Here is a 23,985-nt window from a genome sequence, read left to right on the forward strand (position 1 = left end):
CAGCGCGGCTCGTTTTTTTAATTTTTAGAGGAAACGTAACATCGCTACTGATAAGTCGTCGCACCGCATCAACGGTGAAATCACTGCGCCGGAAGTGCGTCTGGTCGGGATCGAGAACGAACCGCTCGGTATCGTAAAACTCGCTGATGCTTTCCGTAAATCGGAAGAACTGGATGTTGACCTGGTGGAAATCGCGCCGCAAGCGGTTCCGCCGGTTTGCCGTCTGATGGATTACGGCAAGTTCAAGTACCAGGAATCGAAGAAGCAGCACGAAGCGAAGCTGAAGCAAAAGGTCATCCAGGTGAAGGAAGTCAAATTCCGCCCGGGTACCGATGACGGTGACTACAACGTCAAGCTTCGCAACCTCGTGCGCTTCCTCGAAGAGGGCGACAAGACGAAGATCACGTTGCGTTTCCGCGGCCGCGAAATGGCTCACCAGGAGATCGGCATGCGGATGCTTGAGCGTCTGCGCACGGATCTCGAGGAAGTCGGCCAGGTCGAGCAGATGCCGAAGATGGAAGGGCGCCAGATGATCATGGTGCTCTCGCCGAAGAAAAAGAAGTAACGGGCCCGCGCGCCACGCGCGCAGGTTCGAAAGTGGTTCGGTGCGTGGCCCGGTCAGGGCGGCGCACCAACAATGACGGCGGCTGCGCAAGCGGTTCGCCGTACACAAGTGGACTGGGTTTCGAAGGGCGGGTCAAGGGCGCAAGCCAACCGCACACCCATCGCCATCAAATAAACTGGAGTTGTTCGTCATGCCTAAGATGAAGACCAAGAAGAGTGCTGCAAAGCGCTTCGTGGTGCGTCCGGGCGGTACCGTCAAGCGCGGTCAAGCCTTCAAGCGTCACATCCTGACCAAGAAAACCACGAAGAACAAGCGTCACCTGCGCGGCGCAACGGCAGTTCATGATTCCGATCTGAACTCCGTCCGCGCAATGCTGCCGTTCGCGTAACCCCTCAACTGATACTCCAAGGAGAGAAACATGCCTCGAGTCAAACGTGGGGTAACCGCACGGGCCCGCCACAAGAAGATCATCAACCTGGCCAAGGGTTATCGCGGCCGTCGCAATAACGTCTACCGCATCGCCAAGCAGGCGGTGATGCGCGCTGGTCAGTACGCGTACCGCGATCGCCGCAACAAGAAGCGTGTGTTCCGCGCACTGTGGATCACGCGTATCAACGCGGCAGTTCGCCAGCACGACATGACCTACAGCGTGTTCATCAACGGCCTGAAGAAGGCGTCGATCGAACTCGACCGTAAGGTCCTGGCCGACATGGCGGTGTTCGACAAGGCTGCTTTTGCTGCGATCGTCAAGCAGGTGAAAGCCGCCGTTGCAGCCTAATTGCGAAATTAGCACTGCGTGGTTAGTTGCAGCGACGTTCCGGTAGTCTCGGCCGCTGCAGCGAAAACGGGGCTCTTCCGAGCCCCTTTTTTGTTTGGTGGAGCAGTTTCGCTCGCCAAGACCGAATGACGTTGGAAATGATGGGATCTATGGATCTGGACCAGATTGTCGCCGACGCGCAGCAGTCCTTCGAACAGGCTGCCGACATCACCACGCTCGAAAACGAGAAAGCACGCTTTCTCGGCAAGTCGGGTGCGCTGACCGAGTTGCTCAAGGGCCTCGGCAAGCTCGATCCCGAAGCACGCAAGACCGAAGGCGCACGCATCAACGTCGCGAAGCAGCAGGTTGAAGCCGCGCTGACCGCACGCCGCCAGGCGCTCGCCGACGCGCTGTTGAACCAGCGCCTCGCCGCCGAGGCGATCGACGTGACGCTGCCGGGCCGCGGCGCCGGCGCAGGCAGCCTGCACCCCGTGATGCGCACGTGGGAGCGCGTCGAACAGATTTTCCGCTCGATCGGCTTCGACGTGGCCGACGGTCCCGAAATCGAGACCGACTGGTACAACTTCACGTCGCTGAACAGCCCGGAAAACCATCCGGCGCGTTCGATGCAGGACACCTTCTACGTCGAAGGCAAGGATGCCGACGGCCGCCAGCTGCTGCTGCGCACGCACACGAGCCCGATGCAGGTGCGTTACGCGCGCATGAACCGCCCGCCGATCAAGGTGATCGCGCCGGGCCGCACGTATCGCGTCGACAGCGATGCGACCCACTCGCCGATGTTCAATCAGGTCGAGGGGCTGTGGATCGACGAGAACATCAGCTTCGCCGACCTCAAGGGCGTCTATACCGACTTCCTGAAGAAATTCTTCGAGCGCGACGACATCCTCGTGCGCTTCCGTCCGTCGTATTTCCCGTTCACGGAACCGTCGGCCGAGATCGACATGATGTTCGAGCACGGCAAGAACGCCGGCAAATGGCTCGAGATCTCGGGCTCGGGGCAGGTGCATCCGACCGTGATCCGCAACATGGGCCTCGATCCCGAGCGCTACATCGGCTTTGCGTTCGGCAGCGGCCTCGAGCGCCTGACGATGCTGCGCTACGGCGTGCAGGATCTCCGGCTGTTCTTCGAGAACGACCTGCGTTTCCTGCGCCAGTTCGCATAACGCACGCGCCGCGCCGACATGTGCCCGCGCATGCCCCGCCGGACGTTTCCGACGGGGGCCGGGCGCCGATCTAACCTGTTTCGAACGTAGACATCCATGCAATTCCCTGAATCCTGGTTGAGAACCTTTGTCGACCCGCAGCTGACGACCGACGAACTGTCGCACGCGCTGACGATGGCGGGGCTCGAAGTCGAATCGCTGAGCAAGGCTGCGCCGCCGACGTCGAAGATCGTCGTCGGCCGCGTGCTCGAAGTCGTCAAGCATCCGGATGCGGACAAGCTCAATGTCTGCCAGGTCGACGCCGGCACCGGCGCGACGCTGAATATCGTGTGCGGCGCACCGAACGTGGCGCCTGGCATCAAGGTGCCGGTCGCGCTGGTCGGCGCGGAACTGCCGCCGGCGGAAGAGGGCGGCAAGCCGTTCGCGATCAAGCTGTCGAAGCTGCGCGGCGTGGAGAGCCAGGGGATGCTGTGCTCGGCGCGCGAACTGAAGCTGTCCGAGGACCACAGCGGCCTGCTGATCCTGCCGGAAGACACGCCGGTCGGCCAGGACATCCGCGATACGCTCAATCTCGACGACACGATCTTCGAAATCAAGCTGACGCCGAACAAGGCCGATTGCCTGTCGGTGTTCGGCATCGCGCGCGAGACGGCCGCGATCACCGGCGCGCCGCTGACGCCGGTCGATATCCGTCCGGTGCGCGTCGAGCTCGACGAGACGCTGCCCGTGCGCATCGCTGCGCCCGATCTGTGCGGCCGCTTCTCGGGTCGCGTGATCCGCGGCGTGAACGCGCATGCGAAGACGCCGCAATGGATGGTCGAGCGCCTCGAGCGTTCGGGCCAGCGCAGCGTGTCGGCGCTCGTCGACATCTCGAACTACGTGATGTTCGAGCTCGGCCGTCCGTCGCACGTGTTCGATCTGGACAAGATCCACGGCGGCATCGAAGTGCGCTGGGGCAAGCGCGGCGAGTCGCTGAAGCTGCTGAACGGCAACACGGTCGAACTCGACGAAACGGTCGGCGTGATTGCGGACGACCGTCAGGTCGAAAGCCTCGCGGGCATCATGGGCGGCGACAGCACGGCCGTCACGCTCGACACGACCAACATCTACCTGGAAGCCGCGTTCTGGTGGCCGGACAGCATCCGTGGCCGCGCGCGCAAGTACAACTTCTCGACCGATGCGGCCCATCGGTTCGAGCGCGGCGTCGACTACGCGACGACCGTCGAACACGTCGAGCGCATCACGCAGCTGATTCTCGAAATCTGCGGCGGCAAGGCCGGCCCGGTCGACGACCAGGCGGTGAACCTGCCGCAGCGCGCGCCGGTGAAAATGCGCGTATCGCGCGCGAACCGCATCATCGGCGTGAAGATCGATGCCGACGAGATTGCGAACATCTTCACGCGCCTGCGCCTGCCGTTCGAGCGTGACGACGACGCGTTCCTGGTCACGCCGCCGTCGCACCGCTTCGACATCGAGATCGAGGAAGACCTGATCGAGGAAGTGGCGCGCATTTACGGTTTCGAGAAGATTCCCGCGCGTCCGCCGGTCGCGACGAGCGAGATGCGCGCGACCAACGAGACGCGGCGCTCGATCCACGACATCCGTCACGCGCTCGCGGCGCGCGACTATGCCGAAACGGTCAACTTCAGCTTCGTCGATGCGGAGTGGGAGCACGACTTCGCCGGCAACGACACTCCGATCCGCCTGCTGAACCCGATCGCGAGCCAGCTGTCGGTGATGCGCACGACGCTGTTCGGCAGCCTGATCTCCGTGCTGCGCCACAACCTGAACCGTCGCGCGGATCGCGTGCGCGTGTTCGAGACGGGTCGCGTGTTCCTCACCGATCCGTCGGTGAAGGCCGGCGAGCTGACCGTCGAAGGCTACACGCAACCGAAGCGTGTCGGCGCGCTCGCGTACGGCCCGGCAGTCGACGAGCAGTGGGGCGTCGCGACCCGCGCGGTTGATTTCTTCGACGTGAAGGGCGATCTCGAGGCGCTGCTCGCGCCGGCCGCCGCGCGTTTCGTGAAGGCCGGGCATCCGGCCCTTCATCCGGGCCGCAGTGCGCGCATCGAAGTCGATGGCCGCGCGGTCGGCTGGATCGGCGAGCTGCATCCGCGCCTGATGCAGAAGTACGAGCTGCCGCACGCGCCGGTGATGTTCGAAATCGACGCGGATGCGCTGATCGCGCGTGCTCTGCCGGCGCCGACCGACGTGTCGAAATTCCCGCCGGTACGGCGCGATATCGCCGTTGTCGTCGATCAGGCGGTCGAGGTTCAGGCACTTTTCGACGAAATGAAGAAGGCGCTGGCCGAAGACGCCTGCCGATTCGTTCAGAAGGTTGTACTCTTCGACGAATTTCGTGCAAAATCAAATACTTCCGGTGGTCTTGCCGCGCACGAGAAGAGCCTTGCCTTCCGCGTGACGCTGCAGGATGCGGCTGGCACGCTACAGGACGAGGTCGTCGATCAGGCGATCCAGACGCTGGTCGAGCGGATGGCTCGTGCGGGTGCCCGCCTGCGCGGCTAAGGAGAGGGGCCGCCCGTTCGCGGGTGGCGCTTCCCCATCGTAAGTTTTGGTTTAACGCGCTGTATGGCAGATATGAACGACATGACCTCGAGTGAATTCGAAGCCCTCCTGACGGCGCAACGCAGCGCCATGAACCGCGACGCTTCGGCGCCGGCGTCCACCGAGACGCCGACGCTGACGAAAGCGGAGCTGGCGGAGCTGCTGTTCGACAGCGTCGGGCTGAACAAGCGTGAAGCGAAGGACATGGTCGAGGCGTTTTTCGAAGTGATCCGCGACGCGCTCGAAAACGGCGAAAGCGTCAAGCTGTCGGGGTTCGGCAACTTCCAGCTGCGCGACAAGCCGCAGCGTCCGGGCCGCAACCCGAAGACGGGCGAGGCGATTCCGATCGCGGCCCGCCGGGTGGTAACCTTCCACGCGAGCCAGAAGCTGAAGGCGCTGGTCGAAAACGGCGCGGAGTAACGCCCGCGCGTCGAAGTCTCCGCGCGGCCGCCGCGCATTCTTTACCGACGGTTAACCGACGATGACCACTACGGTTGAGAAAGTCGTCTTGCCTCCGATTCCCGCGAAGCGCTATTTCACGATCGGTGAAGTCAGCGAACTGTGCGGGGTCAAGCCGCACGTGCTGCGTTATTGGGAACAGGAATTCACGCAGTTGCGGCCGGTGAAGCGGCGTGGCAATCGCCGATACTATCAGCACCACGAAGTGCTGCTGATCCGGCGGATTCGCGAGTTGCTGTACGAACAGGGATTCACGATCAACGGGGCGCGCAACCGGCTCGATTCGCCGGGCGGCGAGCGCGCTGCCGCGGCGCCGGCCGAGCCCGATGTGCCGGCCGGCGACGCGCGAGTATCGGGCAAGCCGGGTGCAACGGTCGACGTGATCGCGTTGCGGCAGGCGCTCCTCGATGTGATCGACGGACTCAAACACGACTGAGCGCAACGCTCGAATCAACAAGAAACCCGGTCGGCGATGCGCCGCCGGGTTTTTTTCATGCACGCGGGCTCGTGCTCGGCGGGTCAGCGCGATGCGAGCGGGTTCGGCTTGCCCATGTCGACGACCAGCGTGCCGTCCGGCAGCATCCGCACCGAGCCCTGCGCGACCTGGCTGCGGTAGCCGTACAGGTCGAAACGCATCGGGCCGGCCTCGGCCGAGTTCCGGATCAGCGCGCGCACGTTCAGTTCGAGCACGTTGAACATCTTCATGTCGCCGCCTTCCATCCACATGTAGCTCGGCGCGTCGATCTGCGGCCGCTTCGTCGCGGGCGCGTCGGCGGCACGCCGGAACGTGAGGCGCAGCCCGTCGCGTTCGACCGTCGCCTGGCCGAGCTTGCCGTTCAGCACCGGCGGCGGAAACACGGTGTACTGGTCGAGCACGAGCGTGTCGCCGCGCAGCTCCGCGCCGCGGCGCTGCAGCGGCGTCAGCGACGCGAGCTCGATGCCGAGCGAGCGCAGCAGCTTCGCCTGCGGGATGCCGAGCACCGATACCTGCGCCGGCTTGAACGCGAGGTGCCGGTCGTCGAGCACCGACAGCGTGCCCTTCATGTCGGTCGGCAGCCACACGCCGGGCACGTGATTCCAGAGCTTGATGCCGCCCTGGACGCGCAATTCCTGGCCATCCGCGCTCAACTGCAAGTCGTTCAGCGAGCGCGGGGAGTAGTCGAGCAGGTAGTTGTTGAAGAGCGCCGACATCGCCTTCCACGATTCGACCACCGTCCCGCCGAGAATGCGGATGTCGTACTGGTTCGGATCGTCGAGATCGACCGGTTCGCCCGGGCGTTTCGCGATCAGCTGCACGTCGAGATCCTCGACATGGAAGCCGATGTCGCCGGACAGGTTGAAGTCGACGTTGTGCAGGTGGATCGTCGGGTTGCGGTTCGACACGTGCCGTTCGTTGAACGGGGCGGTCGACGAGCGCCGCATCGCGACTTTCTGCATGCCGGGTCGCGGCGCGCTGGCCGCGAGTGCAAACGCTTCCCAGTGCTGGCGCGAGTCGCGCAACGCATTCTGCTGCGCGGCGAGGAAGCTGTCGTTCAGGCGAGCGGCCGCATTGCCGAGCGCGGCGCCGCTCGCGGGGCCCGCGTACGACGGCATCCGGATCGCCATCGCGCCGCTTTCGTCGAAATTGAAATAGCCGGCCGAAACCTGGTCGCGATAGTGGTACAGGTCGAACACGAAGTGCTGGTCGCGCTTCGTCGGATCGACCGGGCCGATCAGGATGTCGGCGTTCATCGGCATCGAGCGCATGAATTTCACGTCGCCGCCGCGGATGTACATCGCCTGTTGCGGCGCGTTCGCGGGGAGCGCGAAGCCGGCATGCGAGCCGTCGTCGAGCGTCAGGTCGAGGCCGGCCGGTGTTACGCGCAGCGCGGCGATCCGGATCTTCAGCCGTGGCGGCGGCATCAGCTTGTCGACCGACATCACGAGGTCGTCGCCGGCGAGCCGCGCGATCGGTGTTTCCACCTTCAGCAGATCGGCCATCTTCACGTTGGCCGCGCGCATGACCGGCTGCGCGTTGATGCCCGACACGCGCACGCCGGTCGGGTGGAATACGAGCTGGCTGCCGTCGCGGATCGCGAGCGTGCCGGTCAGCGAGAACGGCACCCAGCCGTCGCGCTGCATCTCGCCTTGAAGATGGATCACACCGTCGCCGGCCGATACGGCGAGCTTGCGCAGCGGCGCGTTGCGGTAACCGAAGATGTAAGTGTCGAAGAGCGCGGTCAGCTTTGCGTTGTCGAGCGTGACCGCGCCTTCGTGTACGTCGATCTCGAAGCTCGTCGGGTCGTCGAACACGATGGGGGCGCCGGCCTGCGTCGGCACGAGCGTCGCGGACAGTTGATGGATGAAGAAGCCGAGGTTGTTGACGATGCGGAAATCGACGTCGCGCAGGAACGTCATCGCGCCGTTCTGGCCCGAGTCGCGCAGCGTGAACGGGCGCGGTTGCGTGAGCTTGATCGACGCGAGCGACGGCACCGTGCGGGCGATCTGCTGTTCGTGAGCGAGGCGTTCGGCTTTGGCGCGCTCGATCTTCGTCGATGCGACCGACGCGTTGCCGTCGCGCTGCGCGGCCGGTTCCGCGCAGCCGGTGCAGAGCAGCGCGAGCGCAAGCGCACCGCAGCCGAATGCGCGAGCGGTGCCGTGTGAAACCGGGGCGGCCGCGCGTCGCAGGCCGGCCATCCAGTCGAAACTTGCCAAGGGCGTGCGATGGCCGCGCCGGACCGAATTCCGCATCGTCTGTCTCCATGTCTTGTCGTGACCGGCGAGGGCGCGCGATCGATGCGCGGCGCAGTCGTCGATGCCGTGCAGTGTGGCATAGCGCGCTAGAGCGGCGTTACCAAACAGCGGGCGTGCGGGCAACATCGGTCGGCGCACGACAGGGCAAAGGATTCGCGGCGTCGGGGCGGCGATATCAAACGCTCGTTTGGTTTTGCGGTCGAGGCGGGCGGCGCGCATTGCGTCGGATCGGCAAACCCGGCGTCGGCGTGGGTTGACGCCGGGTCACTTGCCGGATGAAGGCCGTGTCCGATCCGGGCGCGGCGGCAGTGCGATGACAGCCGCGCTGTCGCCAGTGCCGCCTGCACGGTCGGTCAGACCAGCATGCGCTGCCGGATCGCATTCTGCGTCGACGCGTCGAGCTGCAGGCCGTTCTCGATGTATGACGTCATCGAGCCATACGACGCGACGACCTGATCGAACGCCGCCTGCAGATAGGCGGCTTGCGCGCCTTGCAGCGCGGCCATCATGTCGGCCGCATCCTGCCCGCCGCGCTTCTGCGCCTGCGCGACATAGGCGGCGATTTCCGACGCGCTGTAGACGTTGGTCAGCAGATAGTCGGCGAGAATCGTCTGCGGGCGGACACCGAGGATCGTGTGCAGGATGGCCGTCGCCCAGCCGGTGCGATCCTTGCCGGCCGTACAGTGGAAGACCAGATTGCCGCCGGATGAGGCGAAGCCGGCAAACAACGCGTGGTAGCTCGTGCGTGCGGTTTCCGACGTCACGAACGCCCGATACATGCTCATCATGAAGGCCGTGGCCGTCGCGCCGCTGGTCGGCAGCGGGCCGAGATTGGCGGCGCCGAGCACGTTGAGGTTCTGCCAAATGGCGCCCGCCAACGGTACATCCGGCTGCGCTTGGATCTCGGAGGTCGTGCGCAGGTCGCACACCTGCGTGATGCCGAGCGTATCGACCGTTGCGACGTCGGCCGCGGACAACGTGAGCGCGGACGACCGGTAGATCACGCCTTTTTTCATCGCTGCGCCGCTCGGGGTGGCATAGCCCGTTCCGTCCGGTCCTGCGGTATCGCGAAAGTTTGCTACCGAGGCGAGCCTGGGCGTCGTGACGGGGGCGATCGCGATCGAATCGCCGCCGCACGCGGACAGAAGCGACGCGCTTCCCAGCGCGATGCCGAACGTGCCGGCGCCCAGCCGGAGAAAGTGTCGTCGGGACATTTCGTTTTTCTGATGCATTCACTGACCTTTGTCGGAGACTGTCACGGGAAGTTGCGACCGCCGTTGCGATCGAAGTCGCTGCCGGCCCGGCGCGCCGCGCGGCAACGCGCAGATCTGCGATCTCGATCGGCCTGCAGTCGGACGATGCGCCGGGCGCGTCGATCTCGCGCCGGGTAAGCGCACGGTAGCGATCCGCGGCGAAACGGCCATCGTCCTTTTCGACTAGGACGCGATGCGGGCGCGGTGCAATTCGCGCAACTTGCGATGCGTGCGACGGCTGCGGCGCGGTAAGATCGGCGTCAGTAGCTTGATGATCGAAGCATGGTGGCCGACACGGGGGAGGCGTCATGGATCTGAAGGAACTCGACGTATTGGGAGCGGACGTCGGCGATCACTGGTACTACGCGTCGAAGGCGAGCGCGATTCGCCGGTTTCTGGGCGCGGCGGATGCGAACCGGATACTCGATGTCGGCGCGGGCTCGGGTTTCTTTTCGAAACATTTGCTCGAGCGCACGCAGGCGACGGAAGCGTGGTGTGTCGACACGAGCTACGCCGACGATACCGACGGCGAGGCGGCAGGCAAGCCCGTCCATTTTCGCCGCGCCGTCAATCGGCTCGATGCCGATCTCGTGTTGCTGATGGACGTGCTCGAGCACGTCGATGACGATGTCGGGCTGCTTGCACAATATGTGGCCGGCGTGCCGAAGGGCAGCCGCTTCCTGATCACCGTTCCCGCGTTTCAGTTCCTCTGGAGCGCGCACGACGACTTTCTCGAACACAAGCGCAGGTATACGCTCGACGGCCTCGAAGACGTCGCGCGCCGTGCGGGGCTCGAGGTCGAGCGCGGCGCTTACTACTTCGGCTTCACGTTTCCGCTCGCGGCGGCATTGCGACTGAGCGAGCGAGCGCGTCGCCAGCCACGCGAACCCGCGTCGCAACTGCGTCGACACCATCCGGTAGTCAATGGTTTGCTCAAGCTGATCTGCCGCGCCGAGTTGCCGATGTTCCGGTTCAACCGGTTGGCGGGGCTCACGGTGATCTGTGTCGCGCGCAGCGCGTGAGCGTCAGGCGGATCGTGTAAACGGATGGCAGACGGGCGGGCGTCATGTGCGTCGCCGTTCGTGTCGAATCCGTCACGCCACGTGCGCCACAAAAAAATTCGGCAGGAACATGCACAAAATGCATGCGACCCGTTCTAAACCGGCCAACTCTCTGTTATAATTTTTTTCTTTCGGGGCGTAGCGCAGCCTGGTAGCGTACCTGCATGGGGTGCAGGTGGTCGGAGGTTCAAATCCTCTCGCCCCGACCAGATAAGAACCCGCGTCAGTTCATGCTGACGCGGGTTTTTTCTTGCCCGTCGCTTTTTTGCACATCCCGGCGCGGCCCCGGTAAAATGCAAGGTTGATCCACGGAAAGCGCCGTGATTTAGCGGAAGAGGATTCCCCGAACATGACTGATCTTCGTCTTACCATGCGGTTCGCTGCAGTGCTCGCCACCGGCGCGCTCGTCGCCGGTTGCGGTACGTCGTCGCCCACGAAAGTGGACTACAAGAGCGATTCGAAATCGAAGGAAGCGTCGCTCGCAGTGCCGCCCAACATGCTCGACGAGACGGCCGATCAGCGTTCGCTGCCGCCGCAGGGCGGCGCGACTTCCCTGTCCGCGCTTCAGCAGGTCCAGCACACGGCGCCCGCGACGGATACCGTCGCGCCCGCCGTGGCCGGCATGCATATCCAGCGCGACGGCACCGAGAGCTGGCTCGTGATCGACGGCAAGAAGCCCGCCGACATCTGGCCGCAAGTGCGCCGCTTCTGGCAGGAGCAGGGCTTCCTGCTCGTCGTCGACCAGCGCGACAAGGGCGTGATGGAAACCGACTGGAACGAGACCCATCCGCAGATCAACGACGGCCTGATCCGCAGCGTGATCTCGAAGGCGATGGGCAATTCGTACGTGACGGCCGAGCGCAACAAGTACCGCACGCGCCTCGATTCGGCGCCGAACGGCGGCACCTATGTGTTCGTCAGCCAGAAGGGCATGCGCGAGGCGATCACCGGCGCGAACAACGATTCGAGCAAGTGGGAAGCGAAGCCGAACGATCCGGCGCTCGAGACGGAATACCTGAAGCGGCTGATGGCGGTGCTCGCGCAGAACGAGCAGCGTGCGAAGAACGGCGAGCCGCCGGTCGCGAACATCAACGACAACACGGTGCCGAAGGACAAGAAGGCCGATACCGACGCGTCGAAGGCGGCTGCCGCGGCGATCGCTGCGCAGAACGTCGCGCGTACGTCGTCGCAAGCGAACGACGTCGACACGAGTGCGGTGCCGTCCGAAGTCACGCTCGGCGAGCCGTACGACCGGTCGTGGCTGCACGTCGGCCTCGCACTCGATCGCGCGAACTTCACGGTCGACGATCGCGATCGCACGAAGGGTCTGTATTTCGTGCGTTATGTCGATCCGAAGGATCTGAGCGCGGCCGAGCAGGGCTTCTGGAGCCAACTGTTCCACGGCAAGAAGGAAAAGCAGGCGAAGCAGTATCGCGTCAACGTGAAGGCGCTGACGGCCGATCAGACGCGTGTGGCAGTCGTCGACGATTCGGGTGCGATCGATTCGTCGTCGCCGGCCCGGCAGATCATGGGGCTGCTCGTGAATCAGTTGCGCTGATCGCGACGGTCCCGCTCGTCGAACAAGCCCGCCGCCCGGCGGGCTTTTTTTATGGTCGCGCGCCGTGACGTCGGCGTGTGCGGGACGTTCGGCTGCTCCGCCTTGTGACGTTACGTAACATCCGCGCGTTACGGCGGCGGAACGGGTGTTACATCGTCATGGTCCCGGAAAATATCCTTATGGATCAATGACGTGCTTTCGAAAATGCACCTGGCACGCAAACTGCTTTATTAGTTCGAATCGTTAGGACAGGGAGGGTGGTGCCAGAGACCGGGCAGGTGTCGCGAACGCCCGACCAACGGTTTCGACGTCCCCAGATGCCGGCGCTGCGAGCGCGGGCACAACCGATGATGATCCGCGCCGCGCGCGGGTCTCGATGGCCCCGTCGCCTATCCTCGTAGGGCGACGGTTTCGCCCGCGCTTCGTATGAAGCGCGGGCAATTTTTTTTGGTGGGGCCGCAATGCGAGGGCGCCGATCCGGCCTGTGCGGGATTCGGTGATTCGCAATCAATTCGAGTGGGGGCGGCGCGGTTCGCATCCGGCGAGCGCCGGTAGGGCGAGGTCGCGTTGGCCGCGTGTGAACGTTCCGCTCACACGCCGCTCAATCGCGAAACGGACGCGGACCGGCTCGATCGGCCCGGGATTCGCGTGCCGTCGCAGCGCGTGCGAGCAGGGCGGTGCGGCCGGACGCGTTGCCGGCCGCCGCGACGCGTCAGTGCGACGCGCTGGGTACGTCGAGGATCAGGATGATCGTCCAGTCGGCATCGCCGTCGTGGTGATACTGGCGTTCGGCGACGATGAACGGTTGCTGCTTGCCTTGCGGGCCGAGGAAAAGCACGTCGCCCTCCATCGGCAGGCACTCGATCGGCGGCAGCGCGAGAAAGGCGTCGTCCGAGCCGCGCGGCATCAGTTGCTTGATCTTGCGAGTGGCTGCTTCGGTCCACTCGATGTCGAGTTGAATGTTGCTCATGCTGTCCTCCGCACCGGGGTGCGCACGGGTGGAAAATTTCGGTGCGCGACTTTAGCACAGCGCGCAGGCGCCGCAACCAAAAAAGCCGAACCCGGTTGCCCGGATTCGGCTTTTCGCTTGTGCGGTGCCGCCGAACTTACTGGCTGGCAGCGTCTGCCGGAGCGGCCTTGGCGGCCTTCTTGCCAGCCTTCTTCGCTGCCTTGTGGTGAGCAGCCTTCTTGCCGTGGTGCTCTTCCTGCGCCGCCGGCTGTGCAGCCTCGGCTGCTTGCTGCTGTTGCAGTGCCTGTGCGCGCTGCTCGATCTCGGCGATCTTCGCCGGGTCGGTGATGGTCTGGATTTGCGTGCTCTCTTGCGCATACGCTGCGCCAGTCAGCGCCGACATCGCGACCAGAATAGCCAGGGACGTCTTCTTCATTGCTTTACCTCCGCTAAGTGGTGATGAACCCGAATGTTGCCGTTTTGTCTGGCGACTGCAATCGAGTGCGTGTCGAGTGTAACAAAAGTGACGGATCAATGTGCACCGGATCGAGGCACAGCGCAAGGCCCCGTTGAAGTCGCGCAACACTTCGTGCATTCCGTCATGCGCATGCCATCCCGGGGCGGCACCGTCGCGTTCGCCGCCGGTGCAAGCGTCGCCATCAAAACCAGCCGAGCCATCGGTAGACGTGGAACTGTGCGATGCCGATCAGTTCGTGCAATGCCTGATTCGCGTCTTCCAGGTTGTGCCAGCGGGGCAGCCAGCCCGTTTGCGCGCGCCGGCGGTTCGCATAAACGGGTTGCGGATCGATGCCGAAGCGGCGGAAATCGAGCAATGCGCGGCGCATCTGATAGGACGACGTGACGAGAATGCGCGTGTCGTCATGTTGTGAGCGTAGTATAGATGCAGTGAATTTCGCATTTTCGTAGGTGGTACGGCTGTTCGGCTCGAGGATGAGGTCGCTGGAAGCGACACCCGCCGCGACCAGCAGGCGCCCGTAGACGGCCGCCTCGGTTTCGCCGTGACGTTGCGGGTCGCCGCCCGACATCACCACGGTGCAGCGGGCGGCCTGCTGCCGGCACATGCGGTAGAGCGCCGCGGTCGCGCGGATGCGTGCTTCCCCGTCGGGAGGCGGTCGCAGGCCGGTGTCGCTGCGCCGCGTGCCGGCGCCGATGATGATCAGCGTGGTCCGGCCATGCATGTCGGGGCGCTCGACCGGGGTCACGCCCGCCTCGGTCCACGCGATGAGCGGCGCGGCGAGCCAGCCTGTCGCGAGCAGCCAGAACAGCGCGACGCTCGCGATCGCGATGAGTCGCCGCCGCTTGCGGCAGAGCATGAAACCGATGAAGAGAAGTACAAATGAATCGAACAGAATCAATTTGATTGGGGTATGGTGTCTTTTTATGGACGGCTGACGATCCGGCCCTGACGCGACGCCGAACGTCGGCCCCCAGAATCGGTGGCGGTATCGGCGGGCGGAGCTCCCGCCCGGCGCGCCGCTTCGCATTGTCGCTGCACTTTAAGAAAGAATCGAGATGACCACGTATTCCAACGAAGCGGTGCTCGACGCATTGAGACGAGTGCAGTACCGCCAGGTACCGTGGGCGCGCCGCCCGGGCGTGTTCGAGTATCTCCGGTCGCTGGGGCTAATGGACACGGTCAGGCAGAAGACCGTTGCTCCCGCACCGGGTTTCCATGCGCCGGTCGACATCGCGGTGCTGACCGACAACGGTCGTGCCGAATGCGCGCGCCTCGAGCGTGACGAGAAACTGCTTTCCTGGACCGATCGCCGTATGGACGACTACGCATTGAGCGAAGCGAGCGCCGTGGCGATTCTCGAAAGCCGCCTGTAGCGGCGCACTCCCGTTCTCGCGCGCCGTCCACCGGCGACGCAAAAAAAAGCCCGTATCGCGAGGATACGGGCGTACCGGATACTTTTGCTGTTGCCACGCTGTGCTCATGGCAACGAATGTGACTCGTCGCATGTCGGGCAGTTCCCGAATCCGGTAATTTTCTTTGACGAATTCCTGCGGACTACGGATGACGCGGCAGGTCGGACGGCTGCGAGCCAGTGCGCGCGCGCGCGTTGCTGGCGATGTCGCCGCGCAAATCGCCGCGCGGCACGGTCTGCCGATTGGGCGGCGCGGCGGGCGGTTGCTGGCGAAGGGTGTTCCGATGATCCTGCTGGTGGTGAGGCGGCTTCGCGCGATCGTCCGCGCGAGCGGGGGCGGTCAGCGCCAGCGAAATGACAATGCCGCATGCGACGAGCAGTGACATTGGTTTCATGGCGGGGCTCCCTTCAAGCCACCGGCGCGGCCTGTTGATATTTCGCTAAGGTAAGCGTGGGAGTGCAGGCTTGCTGTAAATAATCGTAAATAGATGTATCGCCGCACGACAGGCGTAATCGACGACGACGCGAGCGCCGCGCAAAAGCGCGTGGCACTGAAAGAAACCGGGCGGCCGAAGCCGCCCGATCGAGCATGCGTTACGCCATCTTCACGGGGGCGCGCCAGGATTCCGGGTTGGTCCAGAAGGCGCCGCGCAGCCGGTCGCGGCTCGGCGGTGCTGGCGGCTTCGTCGCGCTCGCCCCGATGCGCCCGCGCAGCGAGATCTGGCGGCCGCTCGTGCCGAGTCGCTTGACGATTTCGGCGAGCGTGCCGTCTGCCTGCCATTCGTCGAAGCGACGGCGGCAGGTCGGCGGCGACGGATAGCGGCCCGGCAGCTTCGACCAGCCTTCACCCGTCGACAGTACCCACAGCACGGCGTTTACCACCGAACGGGCCTCCACGCGGGGACGGCCGCGCCGTTCACTGCGTGCGGGTTCCGAGCAAAACAGACCTTCGACCAGCGCCCACTCGTTATCTCTCAAATCGTCGAACAGCATCATGTCCTCACCTCAGCGAAGCTAACTCCGGTGCGCTGCCCTGCGCCGCGCACTCTTCAAGCACTCGAGCGTCGAGTGCCGGGTGGGGGCTTCCGGTTGGCCGGCAGCGGCGTTTCTGCCCTCTGTCCGACTCGACCTGCGCCCTGTACGTCAGACAAAGCACGATGTGTGCCATGTCTGAGGCGATTCCCGCGAGAGCCGCTTGGCAGCGGGCTGACGGCTAAGTCAGCTAGGGGCGTATAAGACGCCAAAATAACCCGCCAGCAAATCAGGACAATCACCAATCTTGTGCAAGTCGCCCGTGCTACGTGCGTTTGCGTCGATATTGCACCGCAGCGAAACATGTGCGGGAGGTGCGGGATTCGCACATCGAAGACGAGGCAGCGCATTAAAATCGCGCATCGGTATCGACGATTGATGAGGAGAGGGGATGAACGTTACGCTGCGCCAGCTTCGCGTATTCATCGAGGTTGCGCGGCTCCGGAGCTTCAGTCGCGCGGGCGACGAGATCGGGCTCACGCAGTCCGCGGTCAGCCGTTGCGTGCGCGAACTCGAGACCGAGCTCGGACTGAAGCTGATCGACCGGACGACGCGCGACGTGCAGTTGACCGACGTCGGGACGAACCTGATCGCGAGCGTGTCCCGCCTGATCGCCGATCTCGACGACACGCTGCGCGAGATTCGCGAGATCGGCGAGCAGCGGCGGGGGCGCGTGATCGTCGCAGCGAGCCCGACGATCGCGTGCCGGCTGATGCCGCGCGTCGTCGCGTCGTGCGAGCGCCAGTTCCCGTTCGTCACGCTCGGCCTGCGTGACGACGTGCAGAGCGACGTCCTGCGCAAGGTGAAGTCGAGCGAAGTCGATTTCGGCGTCGTCATCGGGCCGCTCGCCGTTGCCGATCTCGTGTGCGAACCGTTGATGACCGACTCGTTCTGCCTGGTCGCGCGCGCCGATCATCCGCTCGCGGCGCGGGCCGAGGTGCCGTGGACGGCGCTCGACGGCGAGCGTCTCGTGCTGCTCGACCATGCGTCCGGAAGCCGGCCACTGATCGACGCCGCGCTGGCCGCCCATCGGGTCAATGCGACGGTCATGCAGGAACTCGGGCATTCGGCGACGGTGTTCGGGCTCGTCGAGGCCGGCGTCGGGGTGAGCGTGCAGCCGTGGCTGTCGCTGCCGCTGCCGGCCGGATCGACGCTGGTCGCGCGGCCGCTGACGCCGCGTACCGAGCGCACCGTCGAGCTGGTGCGCCGCCGCGACCGCTCGCTGTCGCCGGCCGCGCAGGCGATTTGGGAACTCGTGCGCCAGATGCCGGCGCGGGCGGAGGATCTCGACTGAAAGGGTGCGGATCGGGCGCGCACGCCGGTACACTACGCGGATCGTGTTCCTCGGTGGCGGTTCTCGATGACGCATTCCGCAGATGTCGGCCCGGCGACGGGCGAGCCGGCGGCGCGCAGCGCAGTTCAGGCGCTGCGTCCGTCGCTGATCCGGGAAGTGGCGAACGCCGGCTTCGGCGTACCCGACGTGCTGCCGTTCTGGTTCGGCGAGTCCGATCGCGTGACGCCCGCATTCATTCGCGACGCGGCTGCCGCGGCACTGCGCGACGGTGCGACTTTCTACACGCACAACCTCGGCACCGTACCGCTGCGCAATGCGATTGCGACCTATGTTGGTGCGCGTCACGGTGCGACGGCGGCCGATACGATCGCCGTGACGAGTTCGGGCGTGAGCGCGCTGATGCTGGCTGCGCAGTTGCTGGTCGGCCCGGGCGACCGCGTCGTCGCCGTCACGCCGCTCTGGCCGAATCTCGTCGAGATCCCGAAGATCCTCGGTGCACAGGTCGAGTGCGTGTCGCTCCGCCATGGCGATGCGGGCTGGCGGCTCGACGTCGACCGGCTGCTCGCGGCGCTGACGCCCGGCACGCGGATGCTGTTCGTCAACTCGCCGAACAATCCGACCGGCTGGGTGATGTCCCGCGACGACCAGCAGGCCGTGCTCGCGCATTGCCGGCGCCACGGCATCTGGGTGGTCGCCGACGAGGTATACGAACGGCTCGTGTTCGGCACGGACGGCGCGCCGTCGTTCCTGGACATCGCATCGCGCGACGAGCGGGTAATCGTCGTGAATTCGTTCTCGAAGGCCTGGGCGATGACGGGCTGGCGGCTCGGATGGCTGGTCGCGCCGGCGTCGGTGATGGGCGATCTGTCGAAGCTGGTCGAGTACAACACATCGTGTGCGCCGGGTTTCATCCAGGCCGCGGGAGAAGTCGCGCTGCGTGACGGCGAGCCGTTCGTGCAGTCGTTCGTCGCGGCGCTGCGCGGTGGGCGTGACCACCTGGTCGCCGCGCTGCGCACGTTGCCGGGCGTCGACGTGCCGCCTCCGCCGGGTGCGATGTACCTGTTCCTGCGCTTGCCGGGCGCGGACGACAGTCTTGCGTTCTGCAAGTCGCTGGTGCGCGAGGCGGGGCTCGGGCTGGCGCCCGGCCGCGCGTTCGGCCCGGAGGGGGAAGGGTTCGTGCGCTGGTGCTACGCGTGCGATCCGGTGCGGCTCGAGGCAGGCGTCGAGCGCTTGCGTGCGTTCCTCGCGCGCGGCGCAGGCCTGCATTGAAGCGGGGACGGAGCGGGTGCGGCGTGCGGGCGGCGGGCCTTTCGGCTCATCTTTACGCACCGGGCAATTTTGCGTAAGATGGCGCTCAGTCACGCGGTTCCGTCGTTGAACCGTGCTGTTCCGTCCGGTTTGGGCCTGGCTTGAAGTTGGTTCGCCGCCCCCGGTTCGTGCTCCCATCAATATGACCGATCAGAATCGGGCGAGCGCGTCTTCCGTTCCTTTCGTCTGTTTGTTGATCCGGTTCGTTTGACCACAGGGTCTGGCCTAGCTGCATGAATACCCAAGAGGCGAAGATCGTCCTCGAGACTGCTTTGATCTGCGCGCAGGAACCGCTGAAGCTCGGCGATTTGCGCAAGCTCTTTGCCGACGGCGTGTCGGCTGACACGGTCCGCACGTTGCTCGAAGATCTGAAACAGGATTGGTCCGGCCGCGGTGTCGAACTGGTGGCGCTGGCAACCGGATGGCGCTTCCAGAGCAAGCCGGCGATGCGCCATTACCTGGACCGACTGCATCCCGAGAAGCCGCCGAAATATTCGCGTGCGGTGCTCGAGACGCTCGCGATCATTGCGTATCGGCAACCCGTCACGCGTGGCGACATCGAAGAGATTCGCGGCGTCACGGTCAATACGCAGGTGGTCAAGCAGCTCGAGGATCGCGGCTGGATCGAGGTGATCGGGCATCGAGACGTGCCGGGCCGCCCGGCGCTGTACGCGACGACCAAGCAGTTCCTCGACGATCTCGGCCTGAAGGCGCTCGACGACCTGCCGGCGCTCGAGGAGCCGGCGGCGAACATCGAAGCCGCGCTGCTCGCGCAGCAGGCGATGGACTTCGACGGCGATGCGCCGGCGGCGGACGCGGTGCCGGAAGCCGGCGAAGCGGCGGCCGACGAGCCGCACGTTCAGCCGGATGAATTGCCGGGCGACGCCGCAACGGAAGGCGCGCCGACGCAGGAAATGCCGAACCGCGATACGCTGGAAGCGGATCGCGTTCAGAGCGAACAGGGCGGCGCCGAAGCAGCGCCGGCCGGCGGGCAGCCCGAGCCGCTGCACGCGGTGTGGAACGAGGAAGATCGCAAGCCGGCTGCCGATGCGGTTGCCGGAGACGGAGCGGAAGCGGCCGGCGACATGCCGGGCGAGGCTGGCCAGGCCGACGCCTCACGCTCCCGTCCCGCGGACGGCGAGTTGCTGGACGATACGTCCGACAGCCTCGCCGACGCCGTACGCAGTGCCAGTGCGCCCATCGGCGCCGACGCACTGCCGGACGACGAAGCAGAACCCGAACAGCGCCGCGCCTGATCGCGGCCGACTTCTTGCCGCGCCCGAGTCGGGCGCGAGACCTGACATTTTGAGGTTGTTTTGACTGATATCCACGATATTGAATCGTCCGCGCCTGCCGTGCAGGCCGCGCGTGCCGACGATGCGCCGGAGCAGGACGCTCCGGCCGCGGGTGGTGACGAGCGTCCCCGCCGCGGCCTGCGGCGCGGCCCGCGCAGCCTGATCGCGCGTCGCCGCGCGGCAGCCAAGTCGAAGGGCGATGGCGAGTCGCAGGGCGTCGAGGGCGCGGAAGCGCAGCCGGCCGACGCGGCGGAAGCGCAGCCCGCACGCGCGCCGCGCAAGGAAGGTGCGGCCAAGGGTGGCCGCAAGCCGGCCGGCAAGCGCGAAGGCGCAGCCAAGGGTGCCCAGGGCGGGCAAGGCGGCCAGGGGCGACGCGGCGGTTCGGCGAAGGCCGAGGGCGGCGCGGCGAAGGCCGAAGGCGACGCAGCGTCGCAGGACGATCTGTTCGCCTATGTGACGTCGCCGGCATTCGACGCGGACAATTCGGCGGGCGGCAGCGGCGTACGTGCGCCGATGCTGCGTCGCGGCCGCAGCCAGCCGGCGAACAAGCGCGTGCTGTCGCCGGACGACGACGCGCCGAAGCTCCACAAGGTGCTCGCGGAAGCCGGCATGGGTTCGCGCCGCGAAATGGAAGAACTGATCGTCGCCGGCCGCGTGTCGGTGAACGGTGAGCCCGCGCATATCGGCCAGCGCATCATGCCGACCGACCAGGTCCGCATCAACGGCAAGCCGGTCAAGCGCAAGCTGCCGAACAAGCCGCCGCGCGTGCTGCTGTACCACAAGCCGACCGGCGAGATCGTCAGCCACGCGGACCCGGAAGGTCGTCCGTCGGTGTTCGACCGCCTGCCGCCGATGAAGACGGCGAAATGGCTCGCGGTGGGCCGTCTCGACTTCAACACCGAAGGCCTGCTGATGCTGACGACGTCGGGCGATCTCGCGAACCGCTTCATGCATCCGCGCTACAGCGTCGAACGCGAGTACGCGGTGCGCGTCGTCGGCGAACTGTCCGAAGGGATGCGGCAGAAGCTGCTGCATGGCGTCGAGCTCGATGACGGCCCGGCGAACTTCCTGCGCATCCGCGACGGCGGCGGCGAAGGCACGAACCACTGGTATCACGTTGCGCTGGCCGAAGGCCGCAACCGCGAAGTGCGCCGGATGTTCGAGGCGGCCGGCCTGATGGTGAGCCGCCTGATCCGTACGCGCCACGGTCCGATCCCGCTGCCGCGCGGCCTGAAGCGCGGTCGCTGGGAAGAGCTTGACGAGGCGCAGGTGCGCAAGCTGATGGCGACCGTCGGCCTGAAGGCGCCGTCCGAGGAAAAGGGCAAGCGCGGTGGTGGCGGGCAGGCCGAGCGCCGCCAGCCGGATCCGATGCAGACGTCGATGGGCTTCATCGGCCGCGAGCCGGTGCTGACGACGCATGGTCAGCTCGACCAGCCGCGTCGCGGTGGCGGCCGGCGCGGCGCCCCGGGCCTGCCCGGCCTGAGCGGTTACGGCAGCTTGCCGGTTTCGCCGTCGGGTTATGGCAACCGCTCGGGTGGCGGTCGCGATGTCGACGGCAATCGTGCGTCGTATGGCGCGGGCCCCAAGCGTGAAGGCGCTGGCGGCAAGCGCGGCGGCGGCAAGGGCGGCAACCGCAATCCCAACGGCAATCGCGCCGAAGGCGCCGGCAACGGCGGCGGCGGTGCGCGCGGCGGTCAGCGTCCGCAGCGCAATCGCTCGCGGGGCCGCTGAGCGTTTGCGGCGTCCGGCGGCATGAAGCCGCCGGTGTGCCGGCGAAATCGGCATGAGTCCGGTTGGGTCGGCACCTCCCCTGCGTGGTTTGCTTTTGACTGTATATATATCGCGCTGCCGGATTGTGCCGCCTGGTCGGACAGTCCGGTTTCGCATTTTTGGTCGGTAAAGGCGGGCTGGACGCTGCTTTTACCGGCTGGCTTGGCGTTTGCGCCAAAAATCGCTATAATCGCGGAGTCGCTGGGCGTACGGATTCAATGTGCGGCTCAGGTGCGACCACCAGTAAGAAGATGGGCGTTCCGCCCATTTTTTTTTGCTGAAACGGTTAGGCATCTCGGGTAGCGCTTCCTGCGCCGGCTAAGGCGCGCGCCCGCGGGTGAATCGCGAGCGGCGGGCGCGAACACCTGAGAGGACACTGTGCAACTGACGGAACTGATAGAAACCACGGTCACCGGGCTCGGCTACGAGCTGGTGGATCTCGAGCGCACCGGGCGCGGCATGCTTTGCATCTACATCGATCAGCCTGCCGGCATCTCGCTCGAAGATTGCGAAAAGGTCACGCGTCAGCTCCAGCACGTCTTGACGGTCGAAAACATCGATTACGAACGGCTCGAAGTCTCGTCCCCGGGGCTCGACCGCCCGTTGAAGAAGCTGGCCGACTTCGAGCGCTTCGCCGGCAGCGAAGTTTCCGTGACCTTGAAAAAGCCGCTGGACGGGCGCAAGACGTACCGGGGCATTCTGCACGCGCCGAATGGCGAAACGATCGGTTTGGAATTTGAGAGGAAGAAGGGCGAGGCAGCCATGCTGGATTTCACGCTGGCCGATATCGACAAAGCCCGCCTGATTCCGCAAGTTGACTTTAGGAGCCGCAAATAATGAGTCGCGAAGTGTTGATGCTGGTGGATGCGCTGGCGCGCGAGAAAAACGTCGACAAGGATGTGGTGCTGGGCGCCCTCGAGGCCGCGCTCGCTTCCGCTTCCAAGAAGCTGTTCGACGAAGGCGCCGAAATCCGCGTCCATATCGATCGCGAAAGCGGCGAGCACGAAACCTTCCGTCGCTGGCTCGTCGTGCCCGACGAGGCAGGCTTGCAGGAGCCGGATCGCGAGATCCTGCTGTTCGAAGCACGTGAGCAGAAGCCCGACGTCGAAGTCGGCGAATTCATCGAGGAGCCGGTGCCGTCGATCGAGTTCGGCCGTATCGGCGCGCAGGCCGCGAAGCAGGTGATCCTGCAGAAGGTGCGCGATGCCGAACGCGAGCAGATCCTGAACGACTACCTCGAGCGCGGCGAAAAGATCATGACCGGCACGGTGAAGCGCCTCGACAAGGGCAACTTCATCGTCGAATCGGGCCGTGTCGAAGCGCTGCTGCGCCGCGACCAGCTGATCCCGAAGGAAAACCTGCGCGTGGGCGACCGCGTGCGTGCCTACATCGCGAAGGTCGACCGCACCGCGCGCGGCCCGCAGATCGAACTCTCGCGCACGGCGCCCGAGTTCCTGATGAAGCTGTTCGAGATGGAAGTGCCGGAAATCGAGCAGGGCCTGCTCGAGATCAAGGCAGCCGCTCGCGATCCGGGCGTGCGCGCGAAGATCGGCGTGATCGCCTACGACAAGCGGATCGATCCGATCGGCACCTGCGTCGGCATCCGCGGCTCCCGCGTGCAGGCCGTGCGCAACGAGCTCGGTGGCGAAAACATCGACATCGTGCTATGGTCCGAGGATCCCGCCCAGTTCGTGATCGGCGCGCTCGCGCCGGCAGCCGTCCAGTCGATCGTCGTCGATGAAGAAAAGCACTCGATGGACGTCGTCGTCGACGAGAACGAGCTGGCTGTCGCGATCGGCCGCAGCGGTCAGAACGTTCGCCTTGCCAGCGAACTGACCGGCTGGCAGATCAACATCATGACGCCGGACGAATCCGCCCTGAAGCAGGGTGAAGAGCGCGACCGACTGCGTTCGCTGTTCATGGCGCGTCTCGACGTCGACGAAGAAGTTGCCGACATCCTGATCGACGAAGGCTTCACGAGCCTCGAAGAGATCGCGTACGTGCCGCTCAACGAAATGCTCGAAATCGAGGCGTTCGACGAGGACACCGTGCACGAACTGCGCAACCGCGCACGCGACGCACTGTTGACGATGGCGATCGCGAACGAAGAAAAGGTTGAAAATGCAGCGCTGGATTTGAAGGGCCTCGACGGCATCACGCCGGAGTTGCTCGCGAAGCTGGCCGAACACGGCATGCAGACGCGCGACGATGTCGCCGAGCTGGCCGTGGATGAACTGGTCGATATGACCGGGATGGAAGAGGATGCCGCTAAGGCGTTGATCATGAAAGCACGTGAACACTGGTTCCAGTGAG

At 65.3% G+C, this 23,985-nt stretch carries 22 protein-coding genes, 1 tRNA gene and 1 pseudogene; 17 read left to right on the forward strand and 7 right to left on the reverse strand.

The features are described 5' to 3' along the window. Positions 1-40 precede the first annotated feature (40 nt). The 7 genes from infC (at position 41) to U4012_RS26330 (ending at position 5,966) form a co-directional block, all read left to right on the forward strand. Entirely contained in the window at positions 41-565 is a 525-nt protein-coding gene (gene infC / locus U4012_RS26300) for a translation initiation factor IF-3 (RefSeq protein WP_071734130.1), read from the forward strand. Positions 566-755: 190 nt separating this feature from the next. Beyond that, the gene (rpmI, locus tag U4012_RS26305) at positions 756-953 is read left to right on the forward strand and encodes a 50S ribosomal protein L35 (RefSeq protein WP_004191477.1); all 198 of its coding nucleotides are present in this window, start codon (positions 756-758) and stop codon (positions 951-953) included. 30 nt (positions 954-983) lie between these two features. Next, positions 984-1,343 carry a 50S ribosomal protein L20 gene (rplT, locus tag U4012_RS26310; RefSeq protein WP_004192938.1) on the forward strand — a complete coding sequence of 120 codons (360 nt, stop codon included), beginning with the start codon at positions 984-986 and terminating at the stop codon, positions 1,341-1,343. 149 nt (positions 1,344-1,492) lie between these two features. Further along, the gene (gene pheS / locus U4012_RS26315; RefSeq protein WP_006753318.1) at positions 1,493-2,506 is read left to right on the forward strand and encodes a phenylalanine--tRNA ligase subunit alpha; all 1,014 of its coding nucleotides are present in this window, start codon (positions 1,493-1,495) and stop codon (positions 2,504-2,506) included. Between the two features lie 96 nt (positions 2,507-2,602). After that, a complete protein-coding gene (gene pheT, locus U4012_RS26320; RefSeq protein WP_321802178.1) occupies positions 2,603-5,032 on the forward strand; it encodes a phenylalanine--tRNA ligase subunit beta in 2,430 nt (809 codons plus the stop codon). Between the two features lie 72 nt (positions 5,033-5,104). Then, complete coding sequence (locus U4012_RS26325; RefSeq protein ID WP_006486093.1) at positions 5,105-5,491, forward strand: integration host factor subunit alpha; 387 nt, start codon at positions 5,105-5,107, stop codon at positions 5,489-5,491. A gap of 61 nt (positions 5,492-5,552) precedes the next feature. Continuing rightward, on the forward strand, positions 5,553-5,966 hold the full coding sequence (locus U4012_RS26330) for a MerR family transcriptional regulator (protein WP_044846045.1): 414 nt from the start codon (positions 5,553-5,555) through the stop codon (positions 5,964-5,966). 83 nt (positions 5,967-6,049) lie between these two features. Here the strand turns inward: U4012_RS26330 and U4012_RS26335 are convergent, their stop codons facing one another. Then, positions 6,050-8,260, reverse strand: coding sequence for a hypothetical protein (locus U4012_RS26335; RefSeq protein ID WP_321802179.1), 2,211 nt, complete (start codon positions 8,258-8,260; stop codon positions 6,050-6,052). Positions 8,261-8,616: 356 nt separating this feature from the next. After that, the gene (locus U4012_RS26340) at positions 8,617-9,477 is read right to left on the reverse strand and encodes a tyrosine-protein phosphatase (protein WP_311769729.1); all 861 of its coding nucleotides are present in this window, start codon (positions 9,475-9,477) and stop codon (positions 8,617-8,619) included. A gap of 347 nt (positions 9,478-9,824) precedes the next feature. Between U4012_RS26340 and U4012_RS26345 the strand changes: the two genes are divergently transcribed. The 3 genes from U4012_RS26345 (at position 9,825) to bamC (ending at position 12,135) form a co-directional block, all read left to right on the forward strand. Continuing rightward, entirely contained in the window at positions 9,825-10,538 is a 714-nt protein-coding gene (locus U4012_RS26345; RefSeq protein ID WP_321802180.1) for a methyltransferase domain-containing protein, read from the forward strand. A gap of 171 nt (positions 10,539-10,709) precedes the next feature. Continuing rightward, positions 10,710-10,786: transfer RNA gene (locus U4012_RS26350), tRNA-Pro, on the forward strand. A gap of 140 nt (positions 10,787-10,926) precedes the next feature. Then, the gene (gene bamC, locus U4012_RS26355; RefSeq protein ID WP_044846042.1) at positions 10,927-12,135 is read left to right on the forward strand and encodes an outer membrane protein assembly factor BamC; all 1,209 of its coding nucleotides are present in this window, start codon (positions 10,927-10,929) and stop codon (positions 12,133-12,135) included. Positions 12,136-12,847: 712 nt separating this feature from the next. Here bamC and U4012_RS26360 read toward each other — a convergent pair. The 3 genes from U4012_RS26360 to U4012_RS26370 all read right to left on the reverse strand — a co-directional run bounded on the left by U4012_RS26360 (position 12,848) and on the right by U4012_RS26370 (position 14,460). Beyond that, positions 12,848-13,105, reverse strand: coding sequence for a hypothetical protein (locus U4012_RS26360; RefSeq protein WP_006486090.1), 258 nt, complete (start codon positions 13,103-13,105; stop codon positions 12,848-12,850). A 136-nt stretch (positions 13,106-13,241) separates the two neighbouring features. Beyond that, positions 13,242-13,520 carry a hypothetical protein gene (locus U4012_RS26365; RefSeq protein WP_059608570.1) on the reverse strand — a complete coding sequence of 93 codons (279 nt, stop codon included), beginning with the start codon at positions 13,518-13,520 and terminating at the stop codon, positions 13,242-13,244. 223 nt (positions 13,521-13,743) lie between these two features. Continuing rightward, positions 13,744-14,460, reverse strand: coding sequence for a YdcF family protein (locus tag U4012_RS26370; protein WP_321802205.1), 717 nt, complete (start codon positions 14,458-14,460; stop codon positions 13,744-13,746). 157 nt (positions 14,461-14,617) lie between these two features. Here U4012_RS26370 and U4012_RS26375 point away from each other — a divergent pair, with 157 nt between their 5' ends. After that, positions 14,618-14,935 carry a hypothetical protein gene (locus tag U4012_RS26375; protein ID WP_044846039.1) on the forward strand — a complete coding sequence of 106 codons (318 nt, stop codon included), beginning with the start codon at positions 14,618-14,620 and terminating at the stop codon, positions 14,933-14,935. Between the two features lie 181 nt (positions 14,936-15,116). Here U4012_RS26375 and U4012_RS26380 read toward each other — a convergent pair whose 3' ends face one another. Continuing rightward, positions 15,117-15,368 (reverse strand): hypothetical protein, encoded by a 252-nt coding sequence (locus U4012_RS26380; protein WP_044846038.1) that lies wholly within the window; start codon positions 15,366-15,368, stop codon positions 15,117-15,119. 202 nt (positions 15,369-15,570) lie between these two features. Further along, positions 15,571-15,966 (reverse strand): annotated as a pseudogene (locus U4012_RS26385) (transposase); the annotation flags it as partial. 430 nt (positions 15,967-16,396) lie between these two features. On the opposite strand from U4012_RS26385, the gene U4012_RS26390 reads away from it, so the two are divergent. The 6 genes from U4012_RS26390 to nusA all read left to right on the forward strand — a co-directional run bounded on the left by U4012_RS26390 (position 16,397) and on the right by nusA (position 23,984). Next, positions 16,397-17,299 carry a LysR family transcriptional regulator gene (locus tag U4012_RS26390; RefSeq protein ID WP_124488898.1) on the forward strand — a complete coding sequence of 301 codons (903 nt, stop codon included), beginning with the start codon at positions 16,397-16,399 and terminating at the stop codon, positions 17,297-17,299. Between the two features lie 66 nt (positions 17,300-17,365). Further along, positions 17,366-18,568 (forward strand): pyridoxal phosphate-dependent aminotransferase, encoded by a 1,203-nt coding sequence (locus tag U4012_RS26395; RefSeq protein WP_321802181.1) that lies wholly within the window; start codon positions 17,366-17,368, stop codon positions 18,566-18,568. A 272-nt stretch (positions 18,569-18,840) separates the two neighbouring features. Then, positions 18,841-19,863 carry an SMC-Scp complex subunit ScpB gene (scpB, locus tag U4012_RS26400; protein WP_321802182.1) on the forward strand — a complete coding sequence of 341 codons (1,023 nt, stop codon included), beginning with the start codon at positions 18,841-18,843 and terminating at the stop codon, positions 19,861-19,863. Between the two features lie 60 nt (positions 19,864-19,923). Then, entirely contained in the window at positions 19,924-21,633 is a 1,710-nt protein-coding gene (rluB, locus tag U4012_RS26405) for a 23S rRNA pseudouridine(2605) synthase RluB (protein WP_321802183.1), read from the forward strand. A 417-nt stretch (positions 21,634-22,050) separates the two neighbouring features. Continuing rightward, positions 22,051-22,509, forward strand: a complete 459-nt coding sequence (gene rimP, locus U4012_RS26410) for a ribosome maturation factor RimP (RefSeq protein WP_014897219.1) — start codon at positions 22,051-22,053, stop codon at positions 22,507-22,509. Continuing rightward, positions 22,509-23,984, forward strand: coding sequence for a transcription termination factor NusA (gene nusA / locus U4012_RS26415; protein ID WP_044846033.1), 1,476 nt, complete (start codon positions 22,509-22,511; stop codon positions 23,982-23,984). Before rimP ends, nusA begins: the two co-directional genes overlap by 1 nt. Position 23,985: the final 1 nt, after the last annotated feature.

Source organism: Burkholderia sp. BCC1988 (genome assembly GCF_905339895.1).
Classification (GTDB): Bacteria; Pseudomonadota; Gammaproteobacteria; order Burkholderiales; family Burkholderiaceae; genus Burkholderia.

What these genes read in the sequence shown, in the direction of transcription:
- rpmI (WP_004191477.1), top strand. Translation starts at nt 756, where the DNA reads ATGCCTAAGATGAAGACCAAGAAGAGTGCTGCAAAGCGCTTCGTGGTG.
- rplT (WP_004192938.1), top strand. Translation starts at nt 984, where the DNA reads ATGCCTCGAGTCAAACGTGGGGTAACCGCACGGGCCCGCCACAAGAAG.
- pheS (WP_006753318.1), top strand. Translation starts at nt 1,493, where the DNA reads ATGGATCTGGACCAGATTGTCGCCGACGCGCAGCAGTCCTTCGAACAG.
- pheT (WP_321802178.1), top strand. Translation starts at nt 2,603, where the DNA reads ATGCAATTCCCTGAATCCTGGTTGAGAACCTTTGTCGACCCGCAGCTG.
- U4012_RS26325 (WP_006486093.1), top strand. Translation starts at nt 5,105, where the DNA reads ATGAACGACATGACCTCGAGTGAATTCGAAGCCCTCCTGACGGCGCAA.
- U4012_RS26330 (WP_044846045.1), top strand. Translation starts at nt 5,553, where the DNA reads ATGACCACTACGGTTGAGAAAGTCGTCTTGCCTCCGATTCCCGCGAAG.
- U4012_RS26335 (WP_321802179.1), bottom strand. Translation starts at nt 8,260, where the DNA reads ATGCGGAATTCGGTCCGGCGCGGCCATCGCACGCCCTTGGCAAGTTTC.
- U4012_RS26340 (WP_311769729.1), bottom strand. Translation starts at nt 9,477, where the DNA reads ATGTCCCGACGACACTTTCTCCGGCTGGGCGCCGGCACGTTCGGCATC.
- U4012_RS26345 (WP_321802180.1), top strand. Translation starts at nt 9,825, where the DNA reads ATGGATCTGAAGGAACTCGACGTATTGGGAGCGGACGTCGGCGATCAC.
- bamC (WP_044846042.1), top strand. Translation starts at nt 10,927, where the DNA reads ATGACTGATCTTCGTCTTACCATGCGGTTCGCTGCAGTGCTCGCCACC.
- U4012_RS26360 (WP_006486090.1), bottom strand. Translation starts at nt 13,105, where the DNA reads ATGAGCAACATTCAACTCGACATCGAGTGGACCGAAGCAGCCACTCGC.
- U4012_RS26365 (WP_059608570.1), bottom strand. Translation starts at nt 13,520, where the DNA reads ATGAAGAAGACGTCCCTGGCTATTCTGGTCGCGATGTCGGCGCTGACT.
- U4012_RS26375 (WP_044846039.1), top strand. Translation starts at nt 14,618, where the DNA reads ATGACCACGTATTCCAACGAAGCGGTGCTCGACGCATTGAGACGAGTG.
- U4012_RS26380 (WP_044846038.1), bottom strand. Translation starts at nt 15,368, where the DNA reads ATGAAACCAATGTCACTGCTCGTCGCATGCGGCATTGTCATTTCGCTG.
- U4012_RS26390 (WP_124488898.1), top strand. Translation starts at nt 16,397, where the DNA reads ATGAACGTTACGCTGCGCCAGCTTCGCGTATTCATCGAGGTTGCGCGG.
- U4012_RS26395 (WP_321802181.1), top strand. Translation starts at nt 17,366, where the DNA reads ATGACGCATTCCGCAGATGTCGGCCCGGCGACGGGCGAGCCGGCGGCG.
- scpB (WP_321802182.1), top strand. Translation starts at nt 18,841, where the DNA reads ATGAATACCCAAGAGGCGAAGATCGTCCTCGAGACTGCTTTGATCTGC.
- nusA (WP_044846033.1), top strand. Translation starts at nt 22,509, where the DNA reads ATGAGTCGCGAAGTGTTGATGCTGGTGGATGCGCTGGCGCGCGAGAAA.